Raw genomic sequence first — 23,243 nt, forward strand, 5'->3', positions numbered from 1 at the left:
CTTTATGGGGCAGAATAGGGAGTGTTATGGAGCAATACACCGTGGAGCAGGTCGCGGATCTGCTGGGTCTGCACGTCAAGACCGTGCGCAACTACGTACGGGACGGGCGGTTGCCCGCCGTGCGGATCGGCAAGCAGTACCGCATCGCCAAGGAGGACCTCGCGGCGTTCACCGGCCTGCCCGCCGCCGCGACCACCAGGCCCCGCCGCGCCGAGGTGTCCAGCATCGTGCAGGTCGACGGCATCGCCAGGGCCGACCTCGACCGCGTCAGCACCATGGTCACCGGCTCGCTGGCGGGCCGGCCGCACGGGCTGAGCGTGCAGTTCGTCTACGACGAGGAACGCGAGCACCTCAAGATCATCGTGCTGGGCGGGCTGGAGGAGAGCGCCCAGGTGCTGCGGATCATCGACGCGCTGGTGAGGGACTGATGGGCGGCCTCTACTCCTCCCCGGAAGGCGCGGCGGCCGTCGAGCGCCGCCACCGCGAGCTTCTGGAGCGCTGGCCGGTGCCGTACGAGCAGGTGCGCGTGCCGACAGCGCAGGGGGAGACGTTCGCCGTGACGTGCGGGCCCGCCGGGGCGCCGCCGCTGCTGCTCCTGCACGGGTCGGCCGGCACCAGCGCCATGTGGCTGGGCGACGTCGCCACCTGGGCGCGGCGGTTCCGCGTGCACGCCGTGGACATCGTCGGCGAGCCCGGGCTGAGCGCGCCGTCCCGGCCCCCGCTGCGGCCCGGCACCTACGCCGGCTGGCTCGGCGAGGTGATGTCCGGGCTCGGTGCGGAGCGGGTCTCGATCGCCGCGGTGTCGCTGGGCGGCTGGATGGCGCTCGCGTACGCGACCCGGTGGCCCGAGCGGGTCGAACGGCTCGCCCTGATGTGCCCGAGCGGGATCGGAAGGCGGCGGGTGCTGCCGTTGTCGCGGGCGTTGCCGCTGCTCGTGCTGGGTGGAGAGGCGGGGCGCCGCCGCGCGATGCGCCTGATCCTCGGCCCGCAGGCAGCCGCGCTCGACTCCACCGACTCCACCGGCTCCACCGGCTCTTCTGGCGATCTGGCGGCGTTCGCGTTGCTGATCCACCGGCACTACCGGCCGCGCCGCGGCAGGCTCCCGGTCTTCCCCGACGACGACCTGCGCCGCCTCACCATGCCCATGCTGGTCATCGCCGGCGACCGCGACGCCCTGCTCGACACCCGGGCCACCCGGCGCCGCCTGGCCCGCACCACCCCCACGGCCGACGTGCGCGTCCTGCCCGGGACCGGTCACCTCCTGCCCCCGCAGACCCGAGAGATCATGAGCTTCCTGGAGAGCACCCATGCCTGACGGCTACCACTACGCGGCCGGCGAGCCGCTGAACACCACTGCCGACGTCCTCGACCTCATCGCGGAAGCGTGGGGCCACCACGTCACCTGGGTGGCCGTCCCCATCGAGCGCCTGCCCGGCGACTTCTTCAAGCTGAGCACCGGAGTGGCAGGCGAGATCACCCAGAAGTTCGCCAACTACCGCATCGGGCTGGCCATCGTGGGCGACACCGACCACCACGCCGCCACGGGCAACGCGGTGCGCGCCTGGATGATCGAGGCGAACCGGGGCGAACAGCTCTGGTTCGTACGCGACGAGGCCGAACTGGCGGCCCGCCTGTCAGCCAGGGGCTGAGCCGGGGCGGCCTCTGGCCACAGCCGCCTCGATGCCGTCGAGCAGCACGTCCAGGCCGCTCGCGAAGGTGTCGTCGTCCGCGCCGGGCTCGGACTCCACCCAAGCCACCATCGGATAACGGCCGGTGACCCCCGGGGCCACCTCCTCCAGCAAATGCGAGCGCGTCCGCCACCACTCCTCGTCGGACACCCCGGTCGCCGACGGCGCCAGCCGCGACTCCGAGACCGTCCTGGCCGCGCCCCGCACGAAGTCCAGCAGCAGCGCCACCACCCCGCGCGTCCTGCGCGGCCCCAGCCCGGTCCCGCGCAGGATCGCCACCAGGCTCTCCAGCGTCGCGAACTCGTTGGGCCCCAGCACCGGCCGGGCCTGCGACACCTGCAGCACCCACGGATGCCGCAGGTAGAAGGCCAGCGTGTGCTCGGCCCAGCGGGCCACGGTCGGGCGCCAGCCCGCGCTCGCGTCGTAGGCGGTGGGCAGCTCGGCCAGCACGCGGTCGTACATCAGGTCGATCAGCTCGCCCTTGTTCGGCACGTACGTGTAGAGCGCCATGCCGGTGCGGCCGAGCCGTTCGCCGACCTTGCGCATCGACAGGGCCGCCATGCCCTCGCTGTCGGCCACCTCGATCGCGGCCTCGACGATCACGTCCACGCTCAGCCCCGGCTTCGGGCCTGGACGCACCTCGCCCGGCTCCTCGCCGCTGCGCCACAACAGCGCCATCGACCGTCGCGCGTCACCCTGACCTGCGAAGACGACCAACGCGCAGCTCCTGGGGGCCGGACAATGCCTTACGCCATAAGGCTATCAGCCGGGTGGATCATGCGAACGGCGGCTGTCCCGGCCCCCGCCCAATGGCGGGTACCGGGACAGCCGCGCGCCGAAAGCTCAGCTTTCGTCAGCCGAAGATGGCGTTGCCGTCGTCACCGTCGTCGTCATCATCGTCATCGTCGTCGCCGGACCAGTGCTCCCGGTAGTCCTTCGACTCGAACTTCTTGCAGACGTCGGCGTCGCGGGTGCCGGCGAAGACGCCGTGCTTGGTGACGTGCTGGTAGGTCGAGTCGTCGTTCATGCCGAGCCCGCAGTTCTGCGGGTGCTTGGCCCAGTGCTCGGACCAGACCGGCTCCTTGCCCTCGTCGGCGGCCACGGAGCCGGCCGTCCCGAACAGTACGGCCGCGGCGAGCAGCGCACCACCGGCGGCGGTGAGGCTCTTTCTCATGATCTCCCCCTGTAATCACGGAGTGCCATCGGCCATCACTATACGTAGCGATCTTGATGCTTCCAGTAGCGCCACACCGACTTTTCCCTCAATAGACCACCGATGATGGGTGGAACCCGCTCACTGCCCCCTGGAAGACGGCCCGGAGGAACGTCGTCAGGGCCTCGGTCACCTCCACCGGGCGTTCCACGGGCGGGAGGTGACCGGCCTCGGGCAGGTCGAGGCGGCGCGCGCCCGGGATGCCCGACGCCGGCAGCGCCGACACCTCCTGGATGCCCGGCACGTCCGACAGCCCGTTGATCACCAGCGTGGGGGCGGTCACCTCGGGCAAACGGGTGTGCGTCGCGGCTCCGGCCGGGTCCACGTGGCCGGACGGCGCCGAGGAGTGCACGCGTTCGGCGGCCTGCTCCACCAGGCCGCGCGGTCCACGCGCAGGGCGTCCAAGAGGGCGAGCAGGTCCTCGTGGGTGCACACCTCGCCCTCGGCGTCGGGGGATCGGCCGTGCCCGCGCCAGTGCCCGCCGCCGGGGTCGCGGGCCCGGCTTCCTCGTACGAGATGCCGAGATCGTCCATGATCGGGACGTCAGCGACGGCGGGGGAGGTGCGGGGCGGTGTTCGCCACGGGCACAGGATGCGCGATCAGGCGTAGTCCGGGGTCATGACGGCGGCCAGGGTGAGGTGGGAGGCGGCCTCCTCGGGCCGGCCCTGGCGCTGGAGGGTGCGGCCCAGGAGGTGGCGGGCGTAGGAGTCGTCCGGCGACTCGGCCACCAGCGACTCCAGCGTCGTGCGCGCCCGGTTGAGCTGGGCCGAGGCGAAGTACGCCCGCGCGGCCAGCAGCCGCACGCCCCGGTCGTCGCCGTGCGCCGCCATCAGCGGCCGCAGCAGGGTCAGCGCGCCGAGCGGGTCGCGCTGGCCGAGCAGCGACTCAGCGTGCCGCAGCCGCTCCACCTCGGCGGGCAGCTGCCGGGGCGTGTGCCGCGCCGCGTCCTCCAGGAACGCGCGCAACGTCTCCGGCGGCTGCGCGCCCTCCAGCGCGAGCCCGTTCGCCACGATCGTCGGCGAGGTGCGCACGCCCTTGGCCTTGCCGACGAGCAGCAGCTCACGCACCTGCTCCGCGCCAGGCAGGGTCTCCAGCGCGGGCTCGCCAGTGTATCCGGCCTCCTCCGCCAGGCCGGTCCCGGCGGCGATGGAGGTCAGGACGGCGAGGTCGCTGATGTCCTGGACGTCCACGAAGTGCGCGTGCAGGATCCGCTCCACCACGCGCTCCTGCAACTCGGCCCCGCCCTTCTCGTAGGCCAGCGCGATCAGCCGGTGCGCCTCCAGCGTGCCCGCCCGCCAGCCGGAGCCCCACTGCTCGCCGAGCCCCTCGGCGGCGGCCACCTCGGCCACCCGCGCCCGGTTCTCGGCCGGGGACAGCCCCGGCGCGCAGGCGCGCAGCGCCTCGTCGGCCACCGGGTCCCGCAGCATCTCCGACATGGGGACGGCGCGCACGGGCGCGGAAGGGTCGATCTGGTACGGCCGCCAGACCACCTCGACCGGCTCCCCGGACCAGGAGGCCAGCGCCTTCTCCATCCGGCGCTTCCCGATGTGAGCCCATCCGCAGACGACGTCCGCCCAGATCTCCACTCTCATGCCCCACAAGGTATGCGACAGATGTTGATTAGTCAACACATGTCGTATATGCGATGCTTGTCGTATAGTGGAGGCGTGAACCCGGAAGATCCGCGCGCCCAGCGCACGCGCGCCCGTCTCAAGGCGGCCATGCTGGAGCTGGCCGTGCAGCAGGAGCTCGCCACCATCACGATGTCCGCGCTGGCCAAGCGGGCCGAGGTGAACCGGGCGACGATCTACCTGCACTACCCCGACGTCGACTCGCTGGTCACCGACGCCATGGAGGACGCCGTCGCGGCCGTCGCCGGCGCCGCCGCCCTGTGCCCGCTCGACGCGCCGCGCGACCGGGCGCCCGGCCCGCTGGTCGAGCTGTTCCAGCACGTGGAGGTCAACGCGCAGTTGTACCGGCGCATGCTCGGGTCGCACGGCAGCGCCCGCTTCGGGGCGCGGATGCGCGAGCGGCTGACGGCCGAGCTCACGCAGCGCTTCGCCGGCGGGCGGCGGCCGTCCGGGTGGGACGACGTGCCGGTGGGGATGCACGCCGCGTACCTGGCGGGGGCGCTGGTCGGGGTGATCGCGCACCACGTCGCGGAGGAGGGCCCGGCCCAGGAGGCGGCGCTGGCGTTCTGGCGGCTCTTCCGCACCGCCGGTTGCCAGGCGGGCGGTGGGTGAAGGAGGGCGTGGGTGATACCGCGGACCCCGGCGCATGGCCGATAATGTCCACGGTTGTCGTCACGCGTTCGATGGGGGTTCGTATGCGCCTCGCCAAGGTCCGTGCCACCGCTTCACGGCGAGGGCGCCGCACGCTGTAGCCGGTCGCCGTCGGGTTGGCGCCGGCGGGCGAATGCTCCTCGTGTGAAGCGGTCGCTCGCGTAAAACCGACCGTTTCCCATTCCTTCGAGGAGCCCTTTCGCGTGCCTTCATGTCCGCGCCCCGGCGCCGGACAGTTTCACCTCGCGCGCTCCCCGAAGCTCCGTCCTCCCATCGCACTTCGCACGTCAGGTGAACACAGCCATGCTTCCCGATGACCTCAGAACCGCCCTCGACCAGGCCCTGACCCCCTTCACCCCGCAGGAGCTGTCGGACTCCGCCGCCCGGATCACCGAGCGCTACCGCGTCGCGGGCGTCTCCACCGGCGGCAACCACCTGCGCTCCCGCGCCGACATCGCCGCCTACGCCGCCTACCGCATGCCCGCCACGTACGCCGCCGCTTCCACCGCCATGCGCCAGGCGGCGGCCCTGACCCCGGGCTTCGAGCCCCGCAGCCACTTCGACGCCGGCGGCGGCACCGGCGCGGCGATCTGGGCCGCGGCCGGGATCTGGCCGTCGATCGAGAAGGTCGCCGTGGTCGAGCACGACGCCCACATCATCGACCTGGGCCGCCGCCTGGCGCGCGGCGGCCCCCAGTCGCTGCGCGGCACGACGTGGCGCCAGGCGTCCGTCGCCGCGAATCTCGACCGCCCCGCCGCCGACCTGGTCACCATGTCGTACGCCCTGGGCGAGCTCCCGGAGCCCGACCGCCCCGGCGTCGTCAAGTGGCTGGCCGAGGGGGCCGCCATGGTGATCATCATCGAGCCCGGCACCCCGGCCGGGCACGCCACCGTGGCCGCGGCCAGGGAGGTGCTCGCCGCGCAGGGCCGTACCATCGTCGCCCCGTGCCCGCACGACGGCGCCTGCCCGATCCAGCCGGGACGCGACTGGTGCCACTTCTCCGTCCGCCTGCCCCGCACGTCCCTGCACCGCCGCATCAAGGCGGGCACGCTCAGCTTCGAGGACGAGAAGTTCTCGTACGTGGCCGCCGCCACCGGCGCCTGGCCGCGCCCCGCCGCCCGCGTCCTGCGGCACCCGCAGAAGCGCAAGGGCGTGGTCTCCCTGCGGCTGTGCACGGAGGGCGACGGCCTGCGCGACGTGATCGTCTCCAAGCGGCAGGGCGAGCTCTACCGCCAGGCCCGCGACGTGGACTGGGGTGACGCCTGGCCGCCCGCCGGCTGAAACCACTCGCTCGTCACCCGGCACGGGCGTGCTCTGCACGCTCGCCGCCGGCCTGACCCGCGGTGTTCATGCTGCTGACGTTCGTGGTCTTCGCCGGGTACGGCCTGTGCGCCGCCGCCGTCAGTCTTCCGGCCCCGGCGTGGTGGCCGCGCGGTGCGCCTCCAGCGTCGGGCACGGCACGCACACCCGGTGATCGCACATCCGGCAGGTGGTGTGCAGGCTGCGCCCGTCGCTGCCGTGCACGTGCAGGATCGTTTCCAGGATGCCGGACAGCTGCTCGCGCTGCTCAGGGCTGAGGGGCTCCAGCAGCTCGGCGAGCGCCTTCTGCCGGGCGGTGAGCACGTCGCCGACCACCTGCTGCCCCTCCGGCGTGAGGGACACCAGGACGCGGCGCCGGTCGGCGTCGTCGTCGCCGGCCTGCCGCGTCGCCCAGCCCGCCTCCTGCAGCCGGTTGACCAGCCTGGTGGTGCCCGAGTGGGAGAGGAACAGCGTCCTGCTCAGCTCGTCGACGAACAGATCGCCGAACGTGGCGAGCGCGACGAGGGCCGACACCAGGGAGTCGGACTTGCCGGGCAGCGCGCTCTGCCACGCGCGGCGGACGGCGTCGTCGGCCACCAGTGCGCAGGCCCCGTAGAGGTTGACCGCTCGCTGCAGGCTCACCGTGCAAGTTTAACGACCAGGACAAACACTGACCAATCCCGTTTCTGCGTTAGTGGCCCGGTTTCGACGGTATATGTGCTTGACGCACGCAAGCATCTCGCATCGCCGGCGCATCTGGAGCTGCCATGACCCTTCACTGGGCGCACCCCCCCGAGCCGGACACCGGTCAAGCCCCCGGCGCCCGCTATCACCACCGGCCCCGCGTGGGGTCGGAGATCGGACGACTCCGCCAAGTATTGGTGCACCGGCCCGGCCGCGAGCTGGCACGCCTCACGCCGGCCAACTGCCGGGAACTGCTCTACGACGAGGTGCCCTGGCCGACGGGCGCCGGGCTGGAGCACGACGTGTTCACCGCCCGGCTGCGCGAGCACGGCGTGGAGGTGGTCTACCTCACCGACCTGCTCGTGCCCGCCCTCACCGGGCAGGCCCGCGAGTGCGTGGTGGAGTCGCTGGCCGCGACCGGCGAACGCCGTACGGACAGGGCGTTGCACGACTGGCTGACCAGACTGCCGGCGGCGGATCTCGCCGACGTGCTGATCGCGGGCGTGCTCCCCGGGGAGCTGCCGGACGCCCCCGGCTGGCTGCGCCGCATCGCCGGGCCCGACTTCCTCGTCCCGCCGCTGCCCAACCTCGTCTTCGTCCGCGACTCCTCGGCCTGGATCCACGACCGGCTGTGCCTGACCCGCCTGCGCAAGCCCGCCCGGCAGGGGGAGCGGCGCGTGCTCTCCCTGGCGTACGCGGGCCTGCACAGCCTCTCCCAAGTGGACGGCTGGGCCGCCTGGACCCTGCGGCACGGTGTGGAAGGCGGCGACATCCTGGTGCCCGGCGACGGGACCGTGCTGATCGGCGTCAGCGAGCGCAGCGGCTTCGCGGACGTGGCGGCCCTGGCCGAACGGCTGCTGCTGGACGGGACGGCGCGTGACGTGGTCGTCTGCCCGCTGCCGCGCGAACGCGCCACCATGCACCTGGACACCGTCCTGACCATGGTCGACGCCGACCGGTTCCTCGTCTTCAGCCACCTGGCCGGCCGCCTGACCGGCCACCGCCTGCGGTTGCGCGGACAGGAGCTCGAACTGGCGCAGGAAGGGCCGCTGCGCGACATCCTGGCCGCCACGCTGGACAGGCCGGACCTTCAGTTCATCAGCCTCAGCACCGACGCCCCGACCGCCGAGCGTGAGCAGTGGGACGACGGCAACAACGTCCTGACGCTCGCCCCGGGCGTCGTGATCAGCTACGAGCGCAACGAGCGCAGCAACGAACTCCTCGCCGACCACGGGGTCGAGGTCGTCACCGTGCCGGGGGCCGAGCTGGGCAGGGGGCGCGGCGGCCCCCGCTGCCTGTCCTGCCCCCTCATCCGTGAGCCCGCCTGAGAAGAGCCCGTCTGAGAAGGAGCGCCTGTCATGGGCCGAACCCTTGCCGAACACCGGTCACGCCTGCTCACCAAGGAGGATCTGACGGGCGGCGCCTGTCAGAGCTGGGTGACGGAGGCGTACGAGGCCTACCGCGCCGTGATCACCGACCCGGAGTTCCCCTGCTCCTTCGGCACCACCGCCGAGGCCCAGGGACACATCCGCTACACCTGGGTGGGCGGGGAGCACGACCTCGGCGCACTGCCGCCGACCCTGGCCGACTTCATCGCCCTCTCGCGCGCCCACCCGCGCCGCCGCCACCTGCTCATCGCGTTCTTCCCCGACAGGGGAGAGCGCGACTTCGCCGCCCACGAGCGGCGTTTCTGGGACACCCTGCGCTGGCTGCGCGCGCACGACCCCGAGCCGTGGCCCGCGGGCATCCCCAGCGACCCCGACCACCCCGAGTGGGAGTTCTGCTTCGCCGGCGACCCCATGTTCGTCTTCCCCTGCATCCCCGCCTACCGGCGGCGCCGCAGCCGGCGCATGGGCGACCACTTCCTCATGTGCTTCCAGCCCAGAAGGGTGTTCTTCGGCACCAACCGCGACGACCCCGGCGGTGAGCGCATCCGGCAGCGGATCTACGACCGGGTGCGGCGCTGGGACGACGTCCCCCCGCATCCGCAACTGGTCGAGCTCGCCTACGGCGACACGGAGATGCGCGAGTGGAAGCAGTACGTGCTGCCGGACACCAACGTCCCCCTCGCCGACCGCTGCCCCCTGCACCACGAGAGGGGCCCCTCGTGAACACCGTCACCGACCCCGGCACGGTCTGCGGGCGAGTCTTCGCGACCGAGAGCTGGCAGGACGCCTGGCTGGCCGGCCAGGCGGAGCCGGCCGCCGCCCACGTCCGGCTGCGGGCCGGCGGGCTGCCGGTCACGTTGCAGCTCGTCGCGCACTCGCCGCTGTGGCGCGGGTACGAGGGCGACGCGGGCCTGCCGCCCGTGTGGGACGGGCCGGTCGCGTACCTGTCCACCGTGTACGCCGTCTCCAGCCCGCTCAACCAGGTGCCCGCGCCCGAGGCGGCCCGCGTGGCGGCCGAGACCGTGGCGGAAGCCTTGGAGACCGCCCAGGGGTGGGGCGCCGAGGCCCTGGTCGTCACCAACCTGGAGCCAGGTCCGGCGCTGGGCGAGCTGCCGCCGCCGGACGCCCTCGTCCGGCTCGACGCCACGTGCCGCCTGCGCCTGACGGACGGCATGGACGCCTACCTCGAACGGCTGGCCACCGCCCACCGGGGCCGGCTGCGGCGCTACCACCGGCGCGGCGCGCAGGCCGGGCTGACCTACCACGACAGGGACGTCACCGAGGCCGGGCAGGTGCTGCCCGCCTTCGCCCGGCTCACCCGCCAGCCCGCCGAGCGGCACGGCACCCCGCCCCTCTACAGCGAGCCGGCGCTGCGCGCGCTGCTGGAGGTGCCGGGCACCCGGCTGCTCAGCGCGGACCTCGACGGGCGGCCGGCCGCCGGGCTGCTGTCCTTCGAACACGACGGCTGCCTGATCCTGTGGGCCGCCGGCATCGACTACACCCTGCTCAAGACCCACTTCCCCTACTACTTCCTGATCTACGAGGCCATCGGGGCGGCCGCCGCCCGCGGCTGCCGGTGGGTCGACTTCGGGCGCGGCAACCTGGAGTTCAAACAGCGACTCGGCTTCCACCCGGTCGACCTGTGGAGCCCGGTGTACGCGCTCGCCCCCGGCCGCCGGGCCCACTACGCGGATCGCCTGGCCGAGATGCACCGCCGCATCGGCGACTTCCTGGGCAGGCCAGGATGAACGGCCGGGCCGGCGTGCGGTTACGGCTGGTGGCGCTGCTCACCGCCGTCGGCGTGGCGAACGTGGCCTACACCGTGCTCATCCCGTTCGTCCCGACTCTCAACACGCTGTTCCAGATGAGCGCGGTGCTCATCGGCGTGGCGTTCGCGGGGTTCGCCGCGGCCAAGGCGCTCAGCCAGCCCCTCGGCGGCTGGCTCGTCGACCGGATCGGCGGCCGGACCATCGCGATCGCTGGCCTGGCCGTCACCGCCCTGGCCACCGCGGCGCTGGCCGTGGCCACCACGTCCGCCCAGGTGGTGGCCTGCCGGTTCGTCTGGGGCCTCGGGGAGGGGCTGGCCATGCCGGCCCTCTACCGGCTCACCGCGCAGCTCGGGAACGAGTCGGGGCACGGCTCGGACCGTACGCTGGGCTGGTTCGGGACCGCGGCGGTGGCGGGGATGACGGTGGGGCCCGGCCTCATCGCCGCGCTGTCCGGGGTGATCGACTTCAGGTCCGCGTTCGCGGGCGGCGCGCTGCTGACGGTGCTCGCCACCGTCCTGGTGGCGCTGGCCTTCCGCCGCGGCGGGCGTCCCGAGGGGAGCTCGGCGAGCGGCGGGACGCCCGCGCCCGCCGAGGGCGCCGAGCGGCTGTCCCGTCTGCCGCTGATCCCGCTCGTCCTCGTCCTGGGCGTGCTCGACCTGGCCAACAACGCCGTCTACGCGGCGCTGGAGCCGCTGTTCCCGCTGCACGGCACCGGGCCGCTGGGCGCGGGGGAGCAAGCGGTCTCGGTCAGCTTCTTCCTCGGGCTGGCCGTCTTCGCCGTCTTCTCCTGGGTGGGCGGCCGGATCGTGCGCCTGTCAGGCGGCTTCCCCCTGGCCGCCGCGGTCTTCGCCGTGCAGGCCGCGGCGCTGGCGCTGGCCTGGGTGACCGGCTCGTACGGGGTGTTCACCGCGGCCTTCATCGGGCTGATGGCCGTGCAGCCACTGGTCTACGTCAACATGCGGGCGGTCATCGGGCGGCTCGGGGAAGGACGTCAGGGATGGGCGTTCGGCTGGTTCGGGCTGGTTTCCGACCTTGGCTGGGTCGCCGGGCCGATCGCGGCCACGGCCGCCTACCAGGTGCTGGGCGGCGGCAGCTTCGCGCTGCTCGCCGTGGTCGCCGTGGCCGCCTCGGCGCTGAGCGCGGCGGCCTTCCCGTGGCTGCGCGCGCCGTTCCGGCAGGACTCCGGCACGCCGCCGGTGCAGCAGGCCACCTCCGCCTGACCTCCGGCACGCGGCGACCGTGCCGCCTCCGCCCGGCCTCCGGCGCACGGCCACCGTGCCGCCTCCGCGCGACCTCCGGCGCACGGCCACCGTGCCGCCTCCGCCTGACCTCCGGCACGCGGCGAGCGTGCCGCCTTCGCCCGGCCTCCGGCACACGGGAACCGGGAGGACCTTCGCGGTCCTCCCGGTTTCCCGTCGCCGTCCGCCTGTCAGCCGGGCTTCACCGCCTCGGCCAGGATGTAGTACCCGAACCGGCTGAACGGGGGAGTCTCGTTCAACGCCGTCTCGAGTTGCTCGACGATCGAGTAGATGCCGGGGTCGGCCAGGATCTGGTCGGCCACCCAGGCCGCGACCACACAGTTCCCGCGCAGCGTCGTGGGCTTCAGCCCGGCGTCGGAGAACAGGTACTCCAGCTCGTCGGGGGAGAAGCTGAACCAGGGGGCCACGCGCTCCCCGCCGTCGCGGGTGCCGGTGAACACCAGGGTCTTGTTCTCGACGTCCGTGACGTCCACGGTCGCGAACCGGTCCGCCCGGGTGAGCTGCTCGAACGCGGCGTTCTTCACCCCGGTCAGCATCCGGCCGCCGGGCCGCAGCACCCGGGCGATCTCCGAGAACGCGGTCGTCCGTGCCTCGGGCGGGATGTGCATGAGCGCGAGCGTGCTGGTGACGACGTCGAAGCTGTCGTCCGGGTACGGCAGGTCGCACATGTCGCCCCGCTCGAACCGGATCCTGGCCCCTTCCTCCTCCGCCTTGCGCCGCGCGACGGACAACATCCCGTCGCAGATGTCCAGGCCGACGACCTCCCGGGCGAGCCTCGACAGGGGGATGGTGAGCCGGCCGGTGCCGCAGCCGATGTCGAGCACGGAGTCCCCTGGCCTGACGCGGCCGAGGATGAAGTCGAGCTCGGTGTCGATGAAACGGCGGTCGGCGGGGGTGAGGCCGGGGATGCGGTCGTCGTACTCCTCGGAGATGAACTCGTAGACCTGCCTGATGGCTTCCTTGGTCTGCGCGGTCCTTTCTTCGAGGCCGGTGTACGAGCGGTGTGCGGTTTGAGTCATTCCGTTTTCTCTCCTGGGTCAGATAAATGACGAGGTGACGATTCGCAAGGCATTGGCGGGCGTCGGAAATGAATGCCGCGCGTCATTTGTCCTGCGTTGATTTTGCCTGCCTGAGCAGGCAACAGGTGTGCTCGGAACCCTTTCTGACTGAATGATGGACGTCTCCATACCCATTCACTCCGGATAAATCGCCCGGAGCACTATGATTTTTTTATTCGGCACTCGGTTCCGTTGAGTGCCAGAAGTGCGCGCGGGTATTTACCTTGACTTCTTCACTTTGGGTGAGCGAAGTGCCTGAAAAAGCAATCGGCAGAAAAGGGCTCCGGCGGGCCCCTCGACATCGGCCGTGATCGTCACCAGAATGTCGGGGAACGTCAGACGGGGGACTGTGGGATGACGGAGGCCGGGGGGACACGTCCGGACGACCCGGCGCAGATCGCCGGATACAGGCTGATCGGCCGGCTCGGGGAGGGCGGGCAGGGCACCGTCCATCTCGCCGTCCCCGCCGCCGGGGACGACACCACCAGGGTGGCGGTGAAACTGCTGCGCGCCGAGCTGGCGGGGGACGCCGAGGCGGCGCGCCGGTTCGTCCGCGAGGTGGAGCTGGCCCGGCGGGTGGCGCCGTTCTGCACCGCGCAGGTCCTCGCCACGGGGCTGCACGAGGGCCGCCCGTACATCGTGAGCGAGTACGTCGAAGGCCCCACCCTGGCCGAGGTGGTGCGCGCGGAGGGGCCGCGGACGGGCGCGTCCCTGCACCGGCTGGCGATCGGCACCGTCACCGCGCTGGCGGCCATCCACCAGGCCGGCATCGTGCACCGCGACTTCAAGCCGTCCAACGTCCTGCTGGCCGCCGACGGGCCCCGGGTGATCGACTTCGGCGTGGCCAGGGCGCTCGACCTCACCTCGACGCTGACCGGGGGCGTGATCGGCACGCCCGCGTTCATGGCGCCCGAGCAGTTCGGGCAGGTGAGCCCCGGGCCGCCCGCCGACCTGTTCGCCTGGGCCGGCACGCTGGTGTTCGCCGCCTCCGGCCGGTACCCGTTCGGCAACGACCACCTGCCCGCGGTGATCGGCCGCATCCTGACCGCCGAGCCGGACGCCGCCTGCGTCGAGGACCCGGCCCTGCGCGCGCTCGTCCTGGACTGCCTGGCCAAGGACCCGGCCCGGCGGCCCACCGCGGGGGACGCGCTGGCGCGCCTGCTGGGCATGTCCCCCGTCGCCGCGACCCCACCCGCGCAGTCCGCCTCACCCGCGCGGCCCGCCCCGCCTCTTGAGACCGCCCTTCCCGCGACGGCCGGCAGATCGGGGCTCGCCCGCCGCCGCCCGTCGTTGCGGACCGGGATCGCCGCGGCCGCGGTCACCACCGCGCTGGCCCTCACGGCCCTCGCCCTGGCCCTCGGCCCCCCGTCCGCCACCTCCCGCCCCCCGGCGTCCTCCACCCCGCAGCGCCAGCCGGCCTCCACCACCGCCACCATCCCCAAACCCACGACGAGCTTCACCGTGCCGTCCACGGAGATGCGGGTCTACGAGAACGACGACGACCCGATCAAACTCGCCTCCTACTACGGCGGCAACGGCGTCTACATCCGGCAGCCGGACACCCGGACGTTCAAGCGGGACAAGAGCTACAGCCACCCCTACGTCCTGTCCCCAGACGGCACCGACGCGCTGGTCCTCAACAACTACAACCCGGACAACGGCCCCAAGACGGTCACGATCGTCAACCGCTCGACCGGCAAGAAGCGCCCCGTGCTCATCACCGACGAACGCGGCGTCTGGGCGTACGCGCCCCGCTGGGACCTCACCGGCCGTTTCGGCCTGGTGACGCTGTCCCTGCCCGGCGCGACCGGCGGCGCGTGGACGAGAGCGGGCTTCGCGATCGTCGACGTCGAGCGGGGAACCGCCCGCGTGGTGGAAGTCGACGAAGCGCCCGCGGGCCTGCTGCGCTTCTTCTGGGTGGGCGGCTCCATCGGCATGTGGGCCGAGGACGGCACGATCGAGCTGTACGACGTGAACGGCGTCCACCGCCGCAGCCTGGACGACGCCCACGCCCCCGAGCAGATGGACGACGGCCCGATCTCGCCCGACCGCTCCCGCTTCGTCACCCGATGCGCCGCCACGGGCACCGACCTGTGCGTGCGCCCGCTCAACGGGAACGGCCAGACGGTGACGGTCCCGTTCACGGGCACCCGGCTGCTCGGCTGGTGGGACGACGACCACCTGGCGGTCTTCCTGAAGAAGGGCGAGGGGTTCGACATCGTGGTGATCGACCTGACCGGCAAGCAGGTCCGGCGGCTGGCCTCCACCACCGAGAAGACGCCGGGCCTGTTCCACTTCACCAGAGCAAAGATCTGACCCGCCCCAGCGCGGGCGGGCGGGCGGCCGTGTGGTTGCATGATCCCCGGCCGCCACGGCGCACGCCCCCGCCCGGCCGTGACGGCGAGAAAGGACACGCGCAGTGAAGCCCCCCTCCCACGTCACCGCTCTGATCGACGGCGCCCATCCGGCCCGGTCCGTCCTCCGGCTGCTCGCGCGCCGGCCCGGCCGCATGGCGACGGCGCTCCTGGCGTTCGCGTTCAAGGAGATCCCGCTCTGGTTCCTCCCGGTCATCACGGCCGCGATCATCGACGTCGTCGCCGGCCGCGGCTCGCTCACCGCCGTCCTGTGGTGGTTCGCGCTCGCGGGCGTCCTGCTGCTGCAGAACTATCCGAACCACATCCTCTACACGCGCAACTTCATGACGGTCGTCCGCGACATCGGCGCCGACCTGCGCAACGCGCTCGCCGCGCGGCTGCAGAGCCTGTCGATCGGCTACCACACCCGCATGAGCTCGTCGATCGTGCAGAACAAGGTCGTGCGGGACGTCGAGAACGTCGAGCTGATGCTCCAGCAGGTGACCCACCCGCTGCTGTCGGCCACCATGGTGCTCATCGGCGCGATCTCCATGACCGCGATCGCCGTGCCGCAGTTCCTGCCCGTCTACGCGCTCACGGTCCCGATCGCGCTCGTGCTGCGCACCGCGCTCGGCCGGCGGTCGCGCCGCCGCAACGAGGAGCTGCGCCGCGAGATGGAGGGGCTCGCCGCCCGCGTCGGCGAGATGGCGTCCCTGATCCCCGTCACCCGCGCGCACGGCCTGGAGGAGACCGCGGTCACGCGCGTCGCCTACGGCGCCGACGGCGTGCGCAGGGCCGGCCTGCACCTGGACATGCTCAACGGGCACGTCGCGTCCCTGTCCTGGGTGACGATGCAGCTCCTGGGGGTCGGCTGCCTCGTACTGGCCGCGATCTTCTCCCTCACCGGCTTCCTGCCGATCACCGCCGGCGAGGTGGTCCTGCTGTCCAGCTACTTCGCCCTGCTCACCCAGGGGCTCACCCAGCTTCTCCTGCTCATCCCGGTCGCCGCGCGCGGCGTGGAGTCGATCCGGTCGATCGCCGAGGTCATCCAGGAGCCCGACCTGGAGCAGAACGAGGGCAAGCGCGCCGTCGCCGCCGTGCACGGCGCCATCCGCCTCGAACGGGCCTCGCACCGCTACCCGGGAGCGGACGGTGACGCCCTGCACGCCATCGACCTCGACATCCCGCCGGGGACGACCGTCGCGTTCGTCGGCTCGTCGGGCTCCGGCAAGTCGACCCTGCTCAACCTGGTGCTCGGCTTCGTCCGCCCCACCGGGGGCCGCATCCTGCTCGACGGGGACGACATCCAGGAGCTCGACCTGCGCACCGTCCGACGCTTCGTCTCGGTCGTCCCGCAGGAGTCGGTGCTGTTCGAGGGCACCATCAGGGAGAACATCGCGTACGGGCTGCCGGAGGTCCCCGACGAGCGGATCGCTCAGGCGCTGCGCGACGCGAACGCCTGGTCGTTCGTCCAGGACCAGCCGCAGGGCTGGGACACGGTCGTGGGGGAGCGGGGCGCGCGCCTGTCCGGCGGGCAGCGGCAGCGGCTCGCCATCGCCCGCGCGCTCGTCCGCGATCCGCGCATCCTGCTGCTGGACGAGGCGACGTCCGCGCTGGATTCGGAGTCGGAGGAACTCGTCAAGGACGCGCTGGCCCGGCTCATGCGGGGACGGACGACGCTCGTCGTCGCGCACCGGCTGTCCACGGTGCGGCAGGCGGACCGGATCGTCGTGCTGGACCGGGGGCGCGTCGTCGAGCAGGGCACGCACGACGAGCTCCTGGCGACCGGCGGCCGGTACGCCCAGCTTCACCTCACCCAGGCCGGCGCCGGGGCCTGACTCGTGGTGCGCGTCACCGGCACGCGCAGCGGGGATCCGACAGCGCCCGCGTCACCCCCCGGGCCGCGGCCATGAGCAGCCGCAGCAGGACGAAGTCCACCGAGAACGAGCGTAAGGTGCCGAGGCCCTGCTCGCGCAGCAGCTTGGCGGCCAGCGCGGTCACCATGCTGGAGTCCAGGCCGCCCGACAGCAGGGCGCACAGGGGCACGTCGCTGATGAGCTGGCGGGCGACGATGTCGTCCAGCAGGCCGCGCACGGTCCGCACGGTCCCGCCGACGTCGTCGGGGTGCTCGTGGGAGGTGAGCCGCCAGCAGCGGCGCTGCCGTTCCTCGACACGGTGACGACCTGGCCGGGGCGCACCTCGTGCATGCCGGAGAAGACGCCGTGCTCCGGCGTCTTGACGAACGCCGGCAGCTCCCGCAGCCCGCCCGCGTCGAGCACGCGGCGCGCGAGCGGGGTTGGCCAGGATCGCCTTCGGCTCCGAGCCGAACAGCACGCCGTGCGGCGTCGGGTAGTAGTACAGCGGCTTGATGCCCATGCGGTCGCGCACCAGGAGCAGCCGCTCCTCGCGGGCGTCCCAGACGGCGAAGGCGTACATGCCGTTGAGGTGCCCGGCCAGGTCCTCGCCCCACTCCAGGTAGGCGCGCAGGACGACCTCGGTGTCGCTGCGGGTGCGGAAGCGGTGGCCGAGCCCCGACAGCTCGGCCCGCAGCTCCTCGAAGTCGTACACCTCGCCGCTGTAGGTGAGGACGACGGGCTCGCGCCCCTCCTCCTCCGCCACCATCGGCTGGCGGCCGCCGGCGAGGTCGATGACGGCGAGCCTGCGGTGGCCGATGGCGGCGTGCCGGGCCGTCCACAGCCCCTCGTCGCCGGGGCCGCGGCAGGCCATGGTGCCGGTCATGTCCTGCGCGGTCCGGCGCTCCTCCCGCAGGTCACCCTCGAAGTCCACCCACCCCGCCATGCCACACATGCCCGGTTCCTGGTAGATCGTGGGGCAAGGCCGGGCGTGCAGTCCGTCAGGTGCGCCGCCGGATGGCCAGCAGCGCGACCCCGGCCAGGAGCAGGGCGAGGACGAGATGAGCGGCGGCCTCGATCCACTGCGCCGGCCAGTAAGGCAGCGCCAGCAGGCCCCGCAGCGCCCGCCCGGCGAGCTGGCCGGCGCCGACCAGCAGGAGGGACAGCGGCATGGCGATGCGCGTGTGCCGGGTGAGGGCGCCGAGCGCGACACCCAGCAGCAGGGCGAACAGCACGCGGGCGAACGGCACCGGGCCGTGGCTCTCGTAGTACGGCCAGGCCATCGGATCGCCTCCGGCGGCAGGCACCGTCCAGGCCAGCAGCGCGGCCGTCACCGCCGCCGCGACCAGCGCGCCCCCACCGCCGTGGACAGGACCGTGGCCAGCCACCGGCCGCGCGTCCAGCTCTGGGTCCAGGCCAGCCGGTACGTGCCCGTCTCGAACTCGCGGGAGATCAGCGGCGCCCCCCACACCAGGCAGACCGCCCCCGGAAGCAGCCCGGCGAGCTGCTGGGTGAGCCCGGACAGCCCCGGCTCCAGGCGCTCCGCCACGGCGGCCACGCCGTACATCGTCACGACGGCGGCGATCGCGGCGGCCTGGGCGCGCTGCCCCCGCCACGCCACCCACAGCGGCCCCGTCCCCGGTCCTGTCATCGGGACAGCCCCGGGTCGCGCAGATGGGCGAGCACGAGGTCCTCCATCGTGGTGGCGGGATGACGGGCGAGCAGGTCGGCGAAGCGGCCACGCAGCCGCACCCGGCCCGCGCCGAGCAGGATCAGGTGATCGCACACCCCGGCCAGGTCGGCGAGGAGGTGCGACGACAGCAGGACGGTGGTGTCCATGGCGCGCACCGCGTCCATCACCTGGATGCGGGCCAGCGGGTCCAGCTCGGCCAGCGGCTCGTCCAGCACCAGCAGGCCGGCCCGCTTGCCGGCGGCCAGGGCGAGCGCCACCAGGGTGCGCTGCCCGCCGGACAGGCGGTCCGCCCGACGGTCGAGGGGGATGTCGTGGGCGAGCAGGAACGAGACGGCGGCGTGCCGGTCCCAGGCGGGGTTGGTCGCGGCGCCGAAACGCAGCAGGTCCGTCACCGTCCAGCGGCGGTACAGCGGCTTGTCCTGCGCCACGAACGCCACCCCGGACACCTGCAGCGGGCGGCCCAGCACGCGGACCCGGCCCGTGGTGGGTGCCAGCAGCCCGGTCACCAGGTTGAGCAGCGTGGTCTTGCCTGCCCCGTTCGGCCCGACCAGCGCGCACCGGGCGCCGGGCGGCAGGTCGAACGTGGCCTCGCGCAGCGCCCAGTGCCCGCCGTACCGTCTGCCCAGCCCGTCCACCTCCAGCGCGCTCACGCCTGCCCCTCTCCGCCCGGCCCGCGCCCGCCCGGTCCGCGCCCGCCTGGTTCGCGCCCGCCTGGTTCGCGCCCGCCTGGTTCGCGTCCGTCCGGTTCGCGTCCGTCCGGTTCGCGTCCGTCCGGTTCGCGCCCGGTCTGCGTTCGCTCGCTCAGCTCCCGCCTGCGGCGCAGGAGCGCGGCGCGGCGGGTGTGTGCCCGCACGACCAGCACCAGCGCCGCCGCCACGAGGACGCCCCCGGTCGCCAACGCGGCACCCAGGCCGCCGCCGCGCTGCACGGCGACACCCGCCAGCCCCACCCCGGTGACCAGCGACGCCACCAGCGCGATCCACCCGGCGACCACCCGGTCGGTGGCGAACAGCGGCACCCTGCGCGTCAGCAGCCAGCCGCCGTACGAGGTCCAGGCCAGGCAGAACACGGTGAAGCAGGCGAACGCGGCCTGCGTGCGCCCCGGCAGCGGCCCCGGCTCGCTCCACCACAACGCCGCCACGAACACCGTCCCCGCCAGCCCGGCCAGCAGCGCCGCCACGGCGCGCGCCCGCCGCCACGGGGACAGCGCCGGCTCCAGCCGCTCGATCAGCTCCGCCGCCGACAGGCGCGGCTCGTCGTCGTTCATGCCCGGTATCCCCTTTCCTCCAGGTGCTCCCGCAACATCCGGCGAGCCCGATTGAGCCGGGACTTGACCGTCCCGGCAGGGACGAGGCAGATCTGCGCGCACTCCTCCACGGGCAGGTCCTCCAGGTAGAACAGGACGAGCACCTCCCGCTCCAGCACCGGCAGCCCGGCCAGCGCGGCGACCAGCTCGGCCCGGTCCACCACGGTCTCGACGGGATCCTCGGCCGCCGTGTCGTCGCCGGTGAGGGTCTCGTTCGCGGCGGCGTACTCGTCGCGCAGCCGGTCGGCCACCGACCGGCGGGCGATCGTGAACAGCCACGGCGCGAACCGGCCGGGCTCCCGCAGCCTGGGCAGCCCGCGGACCACGGCCAGCCAGATCTCCTGGGTCACGTCGTCGGCGCGGTCGGCGTCCAGCATGCGCCGCACGTAGGTCCACACCGGCACGCGCCATCGGGCCACCAGCTCGGACCAGGCGGCCCGTTCGCCCAGCTGGGCGCGGACCACCAGCAGCTCATCGATCATCTCGTCCCTTCCGTCACCCTGCACAGTCGGGTGGGAGGCCGCTCAGGTTCACGCTCTCGCCATGCTCGCGTGCACGAGAGCGGGCAGCGCGCCGGCGCCCGGCTGGAAGGTGACGGCCCCGGCACAGGCGGACCTGACGGTCGCGCCCGGACCTGACCGAGATGTGGCGGAAGTTCAGAGGATGAACGTGAACAGCGGCGAACCCGGCGGGATGCGCTCCACCGTGAGCGGCCCGCCCTTCATCCTGGACAGCAGGTCGTCGAGGTCGCCCGCCCGCTCCAGCTCGATGCCGACGAGCGCGGGGCCGGTCTCGCGGTTGTTCTTCTTGATGTACTCGAAGGCGATGATGTCCTCGCCCTCGCCCAGCACCTCGTCCAGGAAGTGGCGCAGCGCGCCGGGCCGCTGCGGGAACGTCACCAGGAAGTAGTGCCGCAGCCCGATGTGCACGAGCGAGCGCTCCAGCACCTCGTTGTAGCGGCTGACGTCGTTGTTGCCGCCCGACACCACGCACACGACCGGCCCCTCGGGGGAGTGCGGCAGCAGCTCGCGGGCCGCGGCGCCCGCGAGGGCTCCGGCGGGCTCGGCGATGATGCCGTCGGTCTGGTAGAGATCGAGCATCTCGGTGCACACGGCGCCCTCGTCGACCGGGACGACCTCGTCCACCAGGTCCTTGACCAGCGGGAACGTGGTGTCTCCGACCCTGCCGACGGCGGCGCCGTCGACGAACGTGTCGAGCTCGGGCAGGGCGAGGGGGCCGCCGTGGCCGAGGGCGGCGCGCATGCTGGCCGCTCCCGCGGGCTCCGCGCCGATGATGCGGGTGGCGGGCGAGTGCTCGCGCAGCCAGACGGCCAGGCCGCTGATCAGGCCGCCCCCGCCGACGGGGACGATCACCGTGCCGGGCGCCTGCCCGGCCTGCTCCAGGATCTCCAGGCCGACGGTGCCCTGCCCGGCCATGGTCCTGACGTCGTCGAAGGGATGCACGTAGACCGCGCCGGTGCGCTCGCTGTCGGCGTGCGCGGCGCCGCTCGCCTCGTCGTAGGTGCCGCCGCCGACCACGATCTCCACCCGGTCGCCGCCGAGCGCCGCGATGCGCTCGCGCTTCTGGCGCGGCGTGGTGGACGGCACGTACACGCGGCCGCTGATGCCCAGCCGCGCGCAGGCGAACGCGACGCCCTGCCCGTGGTTGCCCGCGCTCGCGCAGACGACGCCGCGCCGCCGCTCGCCGTCGGTGAGCGAGGCGATCAGGTTGAACGCGCCGCGCACCTTGTAGGAGCGGCACACCTGCGCGTCCTCCCGCTTGAGCAGCACCGGGCCGCCGAGCAGGCCGGACAGCCGCTCGTTGGGCTCCAGCGCGGTACGGCGGATCACCGGCCGCAACCGATCGGCCGCCTGGCTGATCATCGCGGCGGTGAGGCGGTCGCTCATGCGTTCTCCTGGCACAAATGGATCAGGCAGGTGGATCAGGCAGGTGGGCGTGACGATCACCGGGACGAGCACACCGGCCACAGTGCCCCCACCAGGCCATCCTATTGCGGCGCCGCCCCCGGCTCGCCCGCTTCGCTCCACGATAGCCGCGCCCGGGAGGGCAACGTGACGCCGCACGTCAGGCAGGCAGCTTCTCCATGGTCTGGCGGGCGATCTCGCCCTCCTCGTCGGTGGGGATCACCAGCACGGGCACCTCGGCGCCGGCGGGCGACACGGCGCGTTCCCCGCCCGAGGCCGCCGCGTTGAGGGTGGCGTCCACGGCGATGCCGAGCCGCTCCAGCCCGGCCAGCGACTCCGCCCGGGTGGCGGCGTCGTGCTCGCCCACCCCGCCGGTGAACACGATCGCGTCCACCCGGCCCAGCAGCGCGTAGTAGGCGCCGACGTACTTGCGGATGCGGCGCGTGTAGACGTCCAGGGCCAGCCGGGCCTCGGCGTCGTCGCGGGCGCGCACCTGGCGCATGTCGCTGGAGCCGGTGAGGGCGAGCAGGCCGCCGCCGTGGCTGAGCGCGTGCTCCACCTGCTCGGCGTCCAGCCCGAGCGTGCGGGCGAGATAGCCGCCGACGGCCGGGTCCACGTCGCCCGAGCGGGTGCCCATGACCAGCCCCTCCAGCGGCGTCATGCCCATGGAGGTGTCGAGGCTGCGCCCGCCGGAGACGGCGGTGGCGCTGGCGCCGTTGCCCAGGTGCAGCACGATCAGGCCGAGGCCGGCGAGGTCGCGGCCGAGCAGGGCGGCGGCGCGGCGGGAGACGTAGGCGCAGGAGGTGCCGTGGAAGCCGAAGCGCCGCACGCCCCGCTCGCGCCACTCGCGCGGCACCGCGTACGTGTACGCCTCGGGCGGCAGCGTCCGGTGGAACGCCGTGTCGAACACCGCCACCTGCGGCACCCCAGGGAACACCTTGCGGGCCAGCCGGATGCCGGTGAGGTTGACCGGGTTGTGCAGGGGAGCGAGCGGCGCCAGCTCCTCGATGGCGGCGATCACCTCGTCGTCGATCAGCACCGCCTCGGCGAACCGGTCGCCGCCGTGCACCACCCGGTGCCCGACCGCGACGGGGGCGAGCTCGGGCCCCGCCGCCGCGAACGCCTCCATCATCGCCTCCAGCCCCTCGCCGTGACCGGGGAAGGGCCGGTCGAGGACGTAGGGCGGCCCGTCGCCTGTGCGGTGGGTCAGCCGCCCCTGCTCCTGCCCGATGCGCTCGACCAGGCCCCTGGCCGAGCGCGCGCGGGTGCGCGGGTCCACGAGCTCGTACTTGATGGAGGAGGATCCCGTGTTCAGGACGAGAATGCGGTCGGCCATGAGGCCATTTTCGCGGACCGGGGTCGCGCCCGCTGCGACGGGCCCGCGCGCCCGGCTCCCGGCGGTGCTAGCGTCGGTGGCGGGGCGCGCCGGGAAGCCTGGTCGGCACGAACGTTGTGCTGCCGTCCGAGGAGTG

Annotated in this window: 25 protein-coding genes; 11 read left to right on the forward strand and 14 right to left on the reverse strand. The window is 73.2% G+C overall.

The window, feature by feature from the left end; translation table 11 throughout:
• The first annotated feature begins 26 nt into the window (after positions 1–26).
• From FXF51_RS32235 to FXF51_RS32245, 3 genes are read left to right on the forward strand one after another with little or no spacing between them, the layout of a single operon-like run.
• The gene (locus FXF51_RS32235) at positions 27–428 is read left to right on the forward strand and encodes a helix-turn-helix domain-containing protein (protein ID WP_148438452.1); all 402 of its coding nucleotides are present in this window, start codon (positions 27–29) and stop codon (positions 426–428) included.
• Entirely contained in the window at positions 428–1,315 is an 888-nt protein-coding gene (locus FXF51_RS32240; RefSeq protein ID WP_148438453.1) for an alpha/beta fold hydrolase, read from the forward strand. Before FXF51_RS32235 ends, FXF51_RS32240 begins: the two co-directional genes overlap by 1 nt.
• Positions 1,308–1,649, forward strand: a complete 342-nt coding sequence (locus FXF51_RS32245) for a DUF4180 domain-containing protein (protein WP_148438454.1) — start codon at positions 1,308–1,310, stop codon at positions 1,647–1,649. Before FXF51_RS32240 ends, FXF51_RS32245 begins: the two co-directional genes overlap by 8 nt.
• Here the strand turns inward: FXF51_RS32245 and FXF51_RS32250 are convergent.
• The 4 genes from FXF51_RS32250 to FXF51_RS32265 form a co-directional block, all read right to left on the reverse strand.
• A complete protein-coding gene (locus FXF51_RS32250) occupies positions 1,635–2,405 on the reverse strand; it encodes a TetR/AcrR family transcriptional regulator (protein WP_148438455.1) in 771 nt (256 codons plus the stop codon). The two genes, FXF51_RS32245 and FXF51_RS32250, sit on opposite strands and share 15 nt — an antisense overlap.
• A gap of 136 nt (positions 2,406–2,541) precedes the next feature.
• Complete coding sequence (locus FXF51_RS32255; RefSeq protein WP_148438456.1) at positions 2,542–2,862, reverse strand: hypothetical protein; 321 nt, start codon at positions 2,860–2,862, stop codon at positions 2,542–2,544.
• 88 nt (positions 2,863–2,950) lie between these two features.
• Positions 2,951–3,274 carry an alpha/beta fold hydrolase gene (locus FXF51_RS32260; RefSeq protein WP_222871559.1) on the reverse strand — a complete coding sequence of 108 codons (324 nt, stop codon included), beginning with the start codon at positions 3,272–3,274 and terminating at the stop codon, positions 2,951–2,953.
• 226 nt (positions 3,275–3,500) lie between these two features.
• Positions 3,501–4,493, reverse strand: coding sequence for a DsbA family protein (locus FXF51_RS32265; RefSeq protein ID WP_148438457.1), 993 nt, complete (start codon positions 4,491–4,493; stop codon positions 3,501–3,503).
• 75 nt (positions 4,494–4,568) lie between these two features.
• Between FXF51_RS32265 and FXF51_RS32270 the strand changes: the two genes are divergently transcribed.
• Together FXF51_RS32270 and FXF51_RS32275 are read left to right on the forward strand one after the other, a co-directional pair.
• Entirely contained in the window at positions 4,569–5,144 is a 576-nt protein-coding gene (locus FXF51_RS32270; protein ID WP_148438458.1) for a TetR/AcrR family transcriptional regulator, read from the forward strand.
• A gap of 342 nt (positions 5,145–5,486) precedes the next feature.
• Positions 5,487–6,464 carry a small ribosomal subunit Rsm22 family protein gene (locus FXF51_RS32275; protein ID WP_148438459.1) on the forward strand — a complete coding sequence of 326 codons (978 nt, stop codon included), beginning with the start codon at positions 5,487–5,489 and terminating at the stop codon, positions 6,462–6,464.
• Positions 6,465–6,584: 120 nt separating this feature from the next.
• Here FXF51_RS32275 and FXF51_RS32280 read toward each other — a convergent pair whose 3' ends face one another.
• On the reverse strand, positions 6,585–7,124 hold the full coding sequence (locus FXF51_RS32280) for a MarR family winged helix-turn-helix transcriptional regulator (RefSeq protein WP_148438460.1): 540 nt from the start codon (positions 7,122–7,124) through the stop codon (positions 6,585–6,587).
• Positions 7,125–7,249: 125 nt separating this feature from the next.
• Between FXF51_RS32280 and FXF51_RS32285 the strand changes: the two genes are divergently transcribed.
• From FXF51_RS32285 to FXF51_RS32300, 4 genes are read left to right on the forward strand one after another with little or no spacing between them, the layout of a single operon-like run.
• Positions 7,250–8,494 (forward strand): arginine deiminase family protein, encoded by a 1,245-nt coding sequence (locus FXF51_RS32285; protein WP_148438461.1) that lies wholly within the window; start codon positions 7,250–7,252, stop codon positions 8,492–8,494.
• 30 nt (positions 8,495–8,524) lie between these two features.
• Positions 8,525–9,277 (forward strand): YqcI/YcgG family protein, encoded by a 753-nt coding sequence (locus FXF51_RS32290; RefSeq protein WP_148438462.1) that lies wholly within the window; start codon positions 8,525–8,527, stop codon positions 9,275–9,277.
• A complete protein-coding gene (locus FXF51_RS32295; protein WP_148438463.1) occupies positions 9,274–10,302 on the forward strand; it encodes a GNAT family N-acetyltransferase in 1,029 nt (342 codons plus the stop codon). Before FXF51_RS32290 ends, FXF51_RS32295 begins: the two co-directional genes overlap by 4 nt.
• The gene (locus FXF51_RS32300) at positions 10,299–11,543 is read left to right on the forward strand and encodes an MFS transporter (RefSeq protein ID WP_148438464.1); all 1,245 of its coding nucleotides are present in this window, start codon (positions 10,299–10,301) and stop codon (positions 11,541–11,543) included. Before FXF51_RS32295 ends, FXF51_RS32300 begins: the two co-directional genes overlap by 4 nt.
• A gap of 209 nt (positions 11,544–11,752) precedes the next feature.
• On the opposite strand, the gene FXF51_RS32305 is transcribed toward FXF51_RS32300, so the two are convergent.
• Positions 11,753–12,601, reverse strand: a complete 849-nt coding sequence (locus FXF51_RS32305) for a class I SAM-dependent methyltransferase (RefSeq protein ID WP_148438465.1) — start codon at positions 12,599–12,601, stop codon at positions 11,753–11,755.
• Positions 12,602–12,994: 393 nt separating this feature from the next.
• Between FXF51_RS32305 and FXF51_RS32310 the strand changes: the two genes are divergently transcribed.
• Together FXF51_RS32310 and FXF51_RS32315 are read left to right on the forward strand one after the other, a co-directional pair.
• The gene (locus tag FXF51_RS32310; protein WP_148438466.1) at positions 12,995–14,956 is read left to right on the forward strand and encodes a serine/threonine-protein kinase; all 1,962 of its coding nucleotides are present in this window, start codon (positions 12,995–12,997) and stop codon (positions 14,954–14,956) included.
• A 103-nt stretch (positions 14,957–15,059) separates the two neighbouring features.
• Entirely contained in the window at positions 15,060–16,832 is a 1,773-nt protein-coding gene (locus tag FXF51_RS32315; RefSeq protein WP_148438467.1) for an ABC transporter ATP-binding protein, read from the forward strand.
• A 13-nt stretch (positions 16,833–16,845) separates the two neighbouring features.
• Here FXF51_RS32315 and asnB read toward each other — a convergent pair whose 3' ends face one another.
• The 8 genes from asnB to FXF51_RS32355 form a co-directional block, all read right to left on the reverse strand.
• Positions 16,846–17,793: an asparagine synthase (glutamine-hydrolyzing) gene (asnB, locus tag FXF51_RS32320; RefSeq protein ID WP_262379986.1), complete on the reverse strand. Its 948-nt coding sequence runs from the start codon at positions 17,791–17,793 to the stop codon at positions 16,846–16,848.
• Positions 17,794–17,848: 55 nt separating this feature from the next.
• Positions 17,849–18,181 (reverse strand): hypothetical protein, encoded by a 333-nt coding sequence (locus tag FXF51_RS32325; RefSeq protein ID WP_187414685.1) that lies wholly within the window; start codon positions 18,179–18,181, stop codon positions 17,849–17,851.
• Positions 18,178–18,498 carry a hypothetical protein gene (locus FXF51_RS32330; RefSeq protein WP_148438469.1) on the reverse strand — a complete coding sequence of 107 codons (321 nt, stop codon included), beginning with the start codon at positions 18,496–18,498 and terminating at the stop codon, positions 18,178–18,180. Before FXF51_RS32330 ends, FXF51_RS32325 begins: the two co-directional genes overlap by 4 nt.
• Positions 18,495–19,190 (reverse strand): ABC transporter ATP-binding protein, encoded by a 696-nt coding sequence (locus FXF51_RS32335; protein WP_148438470.1) that lies wholly within the window; start codon positions 19,188–19,190, stop codon positions 18,495–18,497. Before FXF51_RS32335 ends, FXF51_RS32330 begins: the two co-directional genes overlap by 4 nt.
• Entirely contained in the window at positions 19,187–19,807 is a 621-nt protein-coding gene (locus FXF51_RS32340) for a hypothetical protein (protein ID WP_187414686.1), read from the reverse strand. The genes FXF51_RS32335 and FXF51_RS32340 overlap by 4 nt, the downstream gene beginning before the upstream one ends.
• Positions 19,804–20,328, reverse strand: a complete 525-nt coding sequence (locus FXF51_RS32345; protein ID WP_148438471.1) for an RNA polymerase sigma factor — start codon at positions 20,326–20,328, stop codon at positions 19,804–19,806. The genes FXF51_RS32340 and FXF51_RS32345 overlap by 4 nt, the downstream gene beginning before the upstream one ends.
• Before the next feature lie 174 nt (positions 20,329–20,502).
• Entirely contained in the window at positions 20,503–21,753 is a 1,251-nt protein-coding gene (ilvA, locus tag FXF51_RS32350) for a threonine ammonia-lyase IlvA (protein WP_148438472.1), read from the reverse strand.
• A 178-nt stretch (positions 21,754–21,931) separates the two neighbouring features.
• Positions 21,932–23,107: an acetate/propionate family kinase gene (locus FXF51_RS32355; protein WP_148438473.1), complete on the reverse strand. Its 1,176-nt coding sequence runs from the start codon at positions 23,105–23,107 to the stop codon at positions 21,932–21,934.
• Between the last annotated feature and the right edge of the window lie 136 nt (positions 23,108–23,243).

Origin of the sequence: Nonomuraea sp. PA05, from assembly GCF_008086045.1 — a bacterium.
Lineage (GTDB): Bacteria > Actinomycetota > Actinomycetes > Streptosporangiales > Streptosporangiaceae > Nonomuraea > Nonomuraea monospora.

What these genes read in the sequence shown, in the direction of transcription:
- FXF51_RS32235 (WP_148438452.1), top strand. Translation starts at nt 27, where the DNA reads ATGGAGCAATACACCGTGGAGCAGGTCGCGGATCTGCTGGGTCTGCAC.
- FXF51_RS32240 (WP_148438453.1), top strand. Translation starts at nt 428, where the DNA reads ATGGGCGGCCTCTACTCCTCCCCGGAAGGCGCGGCGGCCGTCGAGCGC.
- FXF51_RS32245 (WP_148438454.1), top strand. Translation starts at nt 1,308, where the DNA reads ATGCCTGACGGCTACCACTACGCGGCCGGCGAGCCGCTGAACACCACT.
- FXF51_RS32255 (WP_148438456.1), bottom strand. Translation starts at nt 2,862, where the DNA reads ATGAGAAAGAGCCTCACCGCCGCCGGTGGTGCGCTGCTCGCCGCGGCC.
- FXF51_RS32265 (WP_148438457.1), bottom strand. Translation starts at nt 4,493, where the DNA reads ATGAGAGTGGAGATCTGGGCGGACGTCGTCTGCGGATGGGCTCACATC.
- FXF51_RS32275 (WP_148438459.1), top strand. Translation starts at nt 5,487, where the DNA reads ATGCTTCCCGATGACCTCAGAACCGCCCTCGACCAGGCCCTGACCCCC.
- FXF51_RS32285 (WP_148438461.1), top strand. Translation starts at nt 7,250, where the DNA reads ATGACCCTTCACTGGGCGCACCCCCCCGAGCCGGACACCGGTCAAGCC.
- FXF51_RS32290 (WP_148438462.1), top strand. Translation starts at nt 8,525, where the DNA reads ATGGGCCGAACCCTTGCCGAACACCGGTCACGCCTGCTCACCAAGGAG.
- FXF51_RS32300 (WP_148438464.1), top strand. Translation starts at nt 10,299, where the DNA reads ATGAACGGCCGGGCCGGCGTGCGGTTACGGCTGGTGGCGCTGCTCACC.
- FXF51_RS32305 (WP_148438465.1), bottom strand. Translation starts at nt 12,601, where the DNA reads ATGACTCAAACCGCACACCGCTCGTACACCGGCCTCGAAGAAAGGACC.
- FXF51_RS32310 (WP_148438466.1), top strand. Translation starts at nt 12,995, where the DNA reads ATGACGGAGGCCGGGGGGACACGTCCGGACGACCCGGCGCAGATCGCC.
- asnB (WP_262379986.1), bottom strand. Translation starts at nt 17,793, where the DNA reads ATGGCGGGGTGGGTGGACTTCGAGGGTGACCTGCGGGAGGAGCGCCGG.
- FXF51_RS32330 (WP_148438469.1), bottom strand. Translation starts at nt 18,498, where the DNA reads ATGACAGGACCGGGGACGGGGCCGCTGTGGGTGGCGTGGCGGGGGCAG.
- FXF51_RS32340 (WP_187414686.1), bottom strand. Translation starts at nt 19,807, where the DNA reads ATGAACGACGACGAGCCGCGCCTGTCGGCGGCGGAGCTGATCGAGCGG.
- FXF51_RS32345 (WP_148438471.1), bottom strand. Translation starts at nt 20,328, where the DNA reads ATGATCGATGAGCTGCTGGTGGTCCGCGCCCAGCTGGGCGAACGGGCC.
- ilvA (WP_148438472.1), bottom strand. Translation starts at nt 21,753, where the DNA reads ATGAGCGACCGCCTCACCGCCGCGATGATCAGCCAGGCGGCCGATCGG.
- FXF51_RS32355 (WP_148438473.1), bottom strand. Translation starts at nt 23,107, where the DNA reads ATGGCCGACCGCATTCTCGTCCTGAACACGGGATCCTCCTCCATCAAG.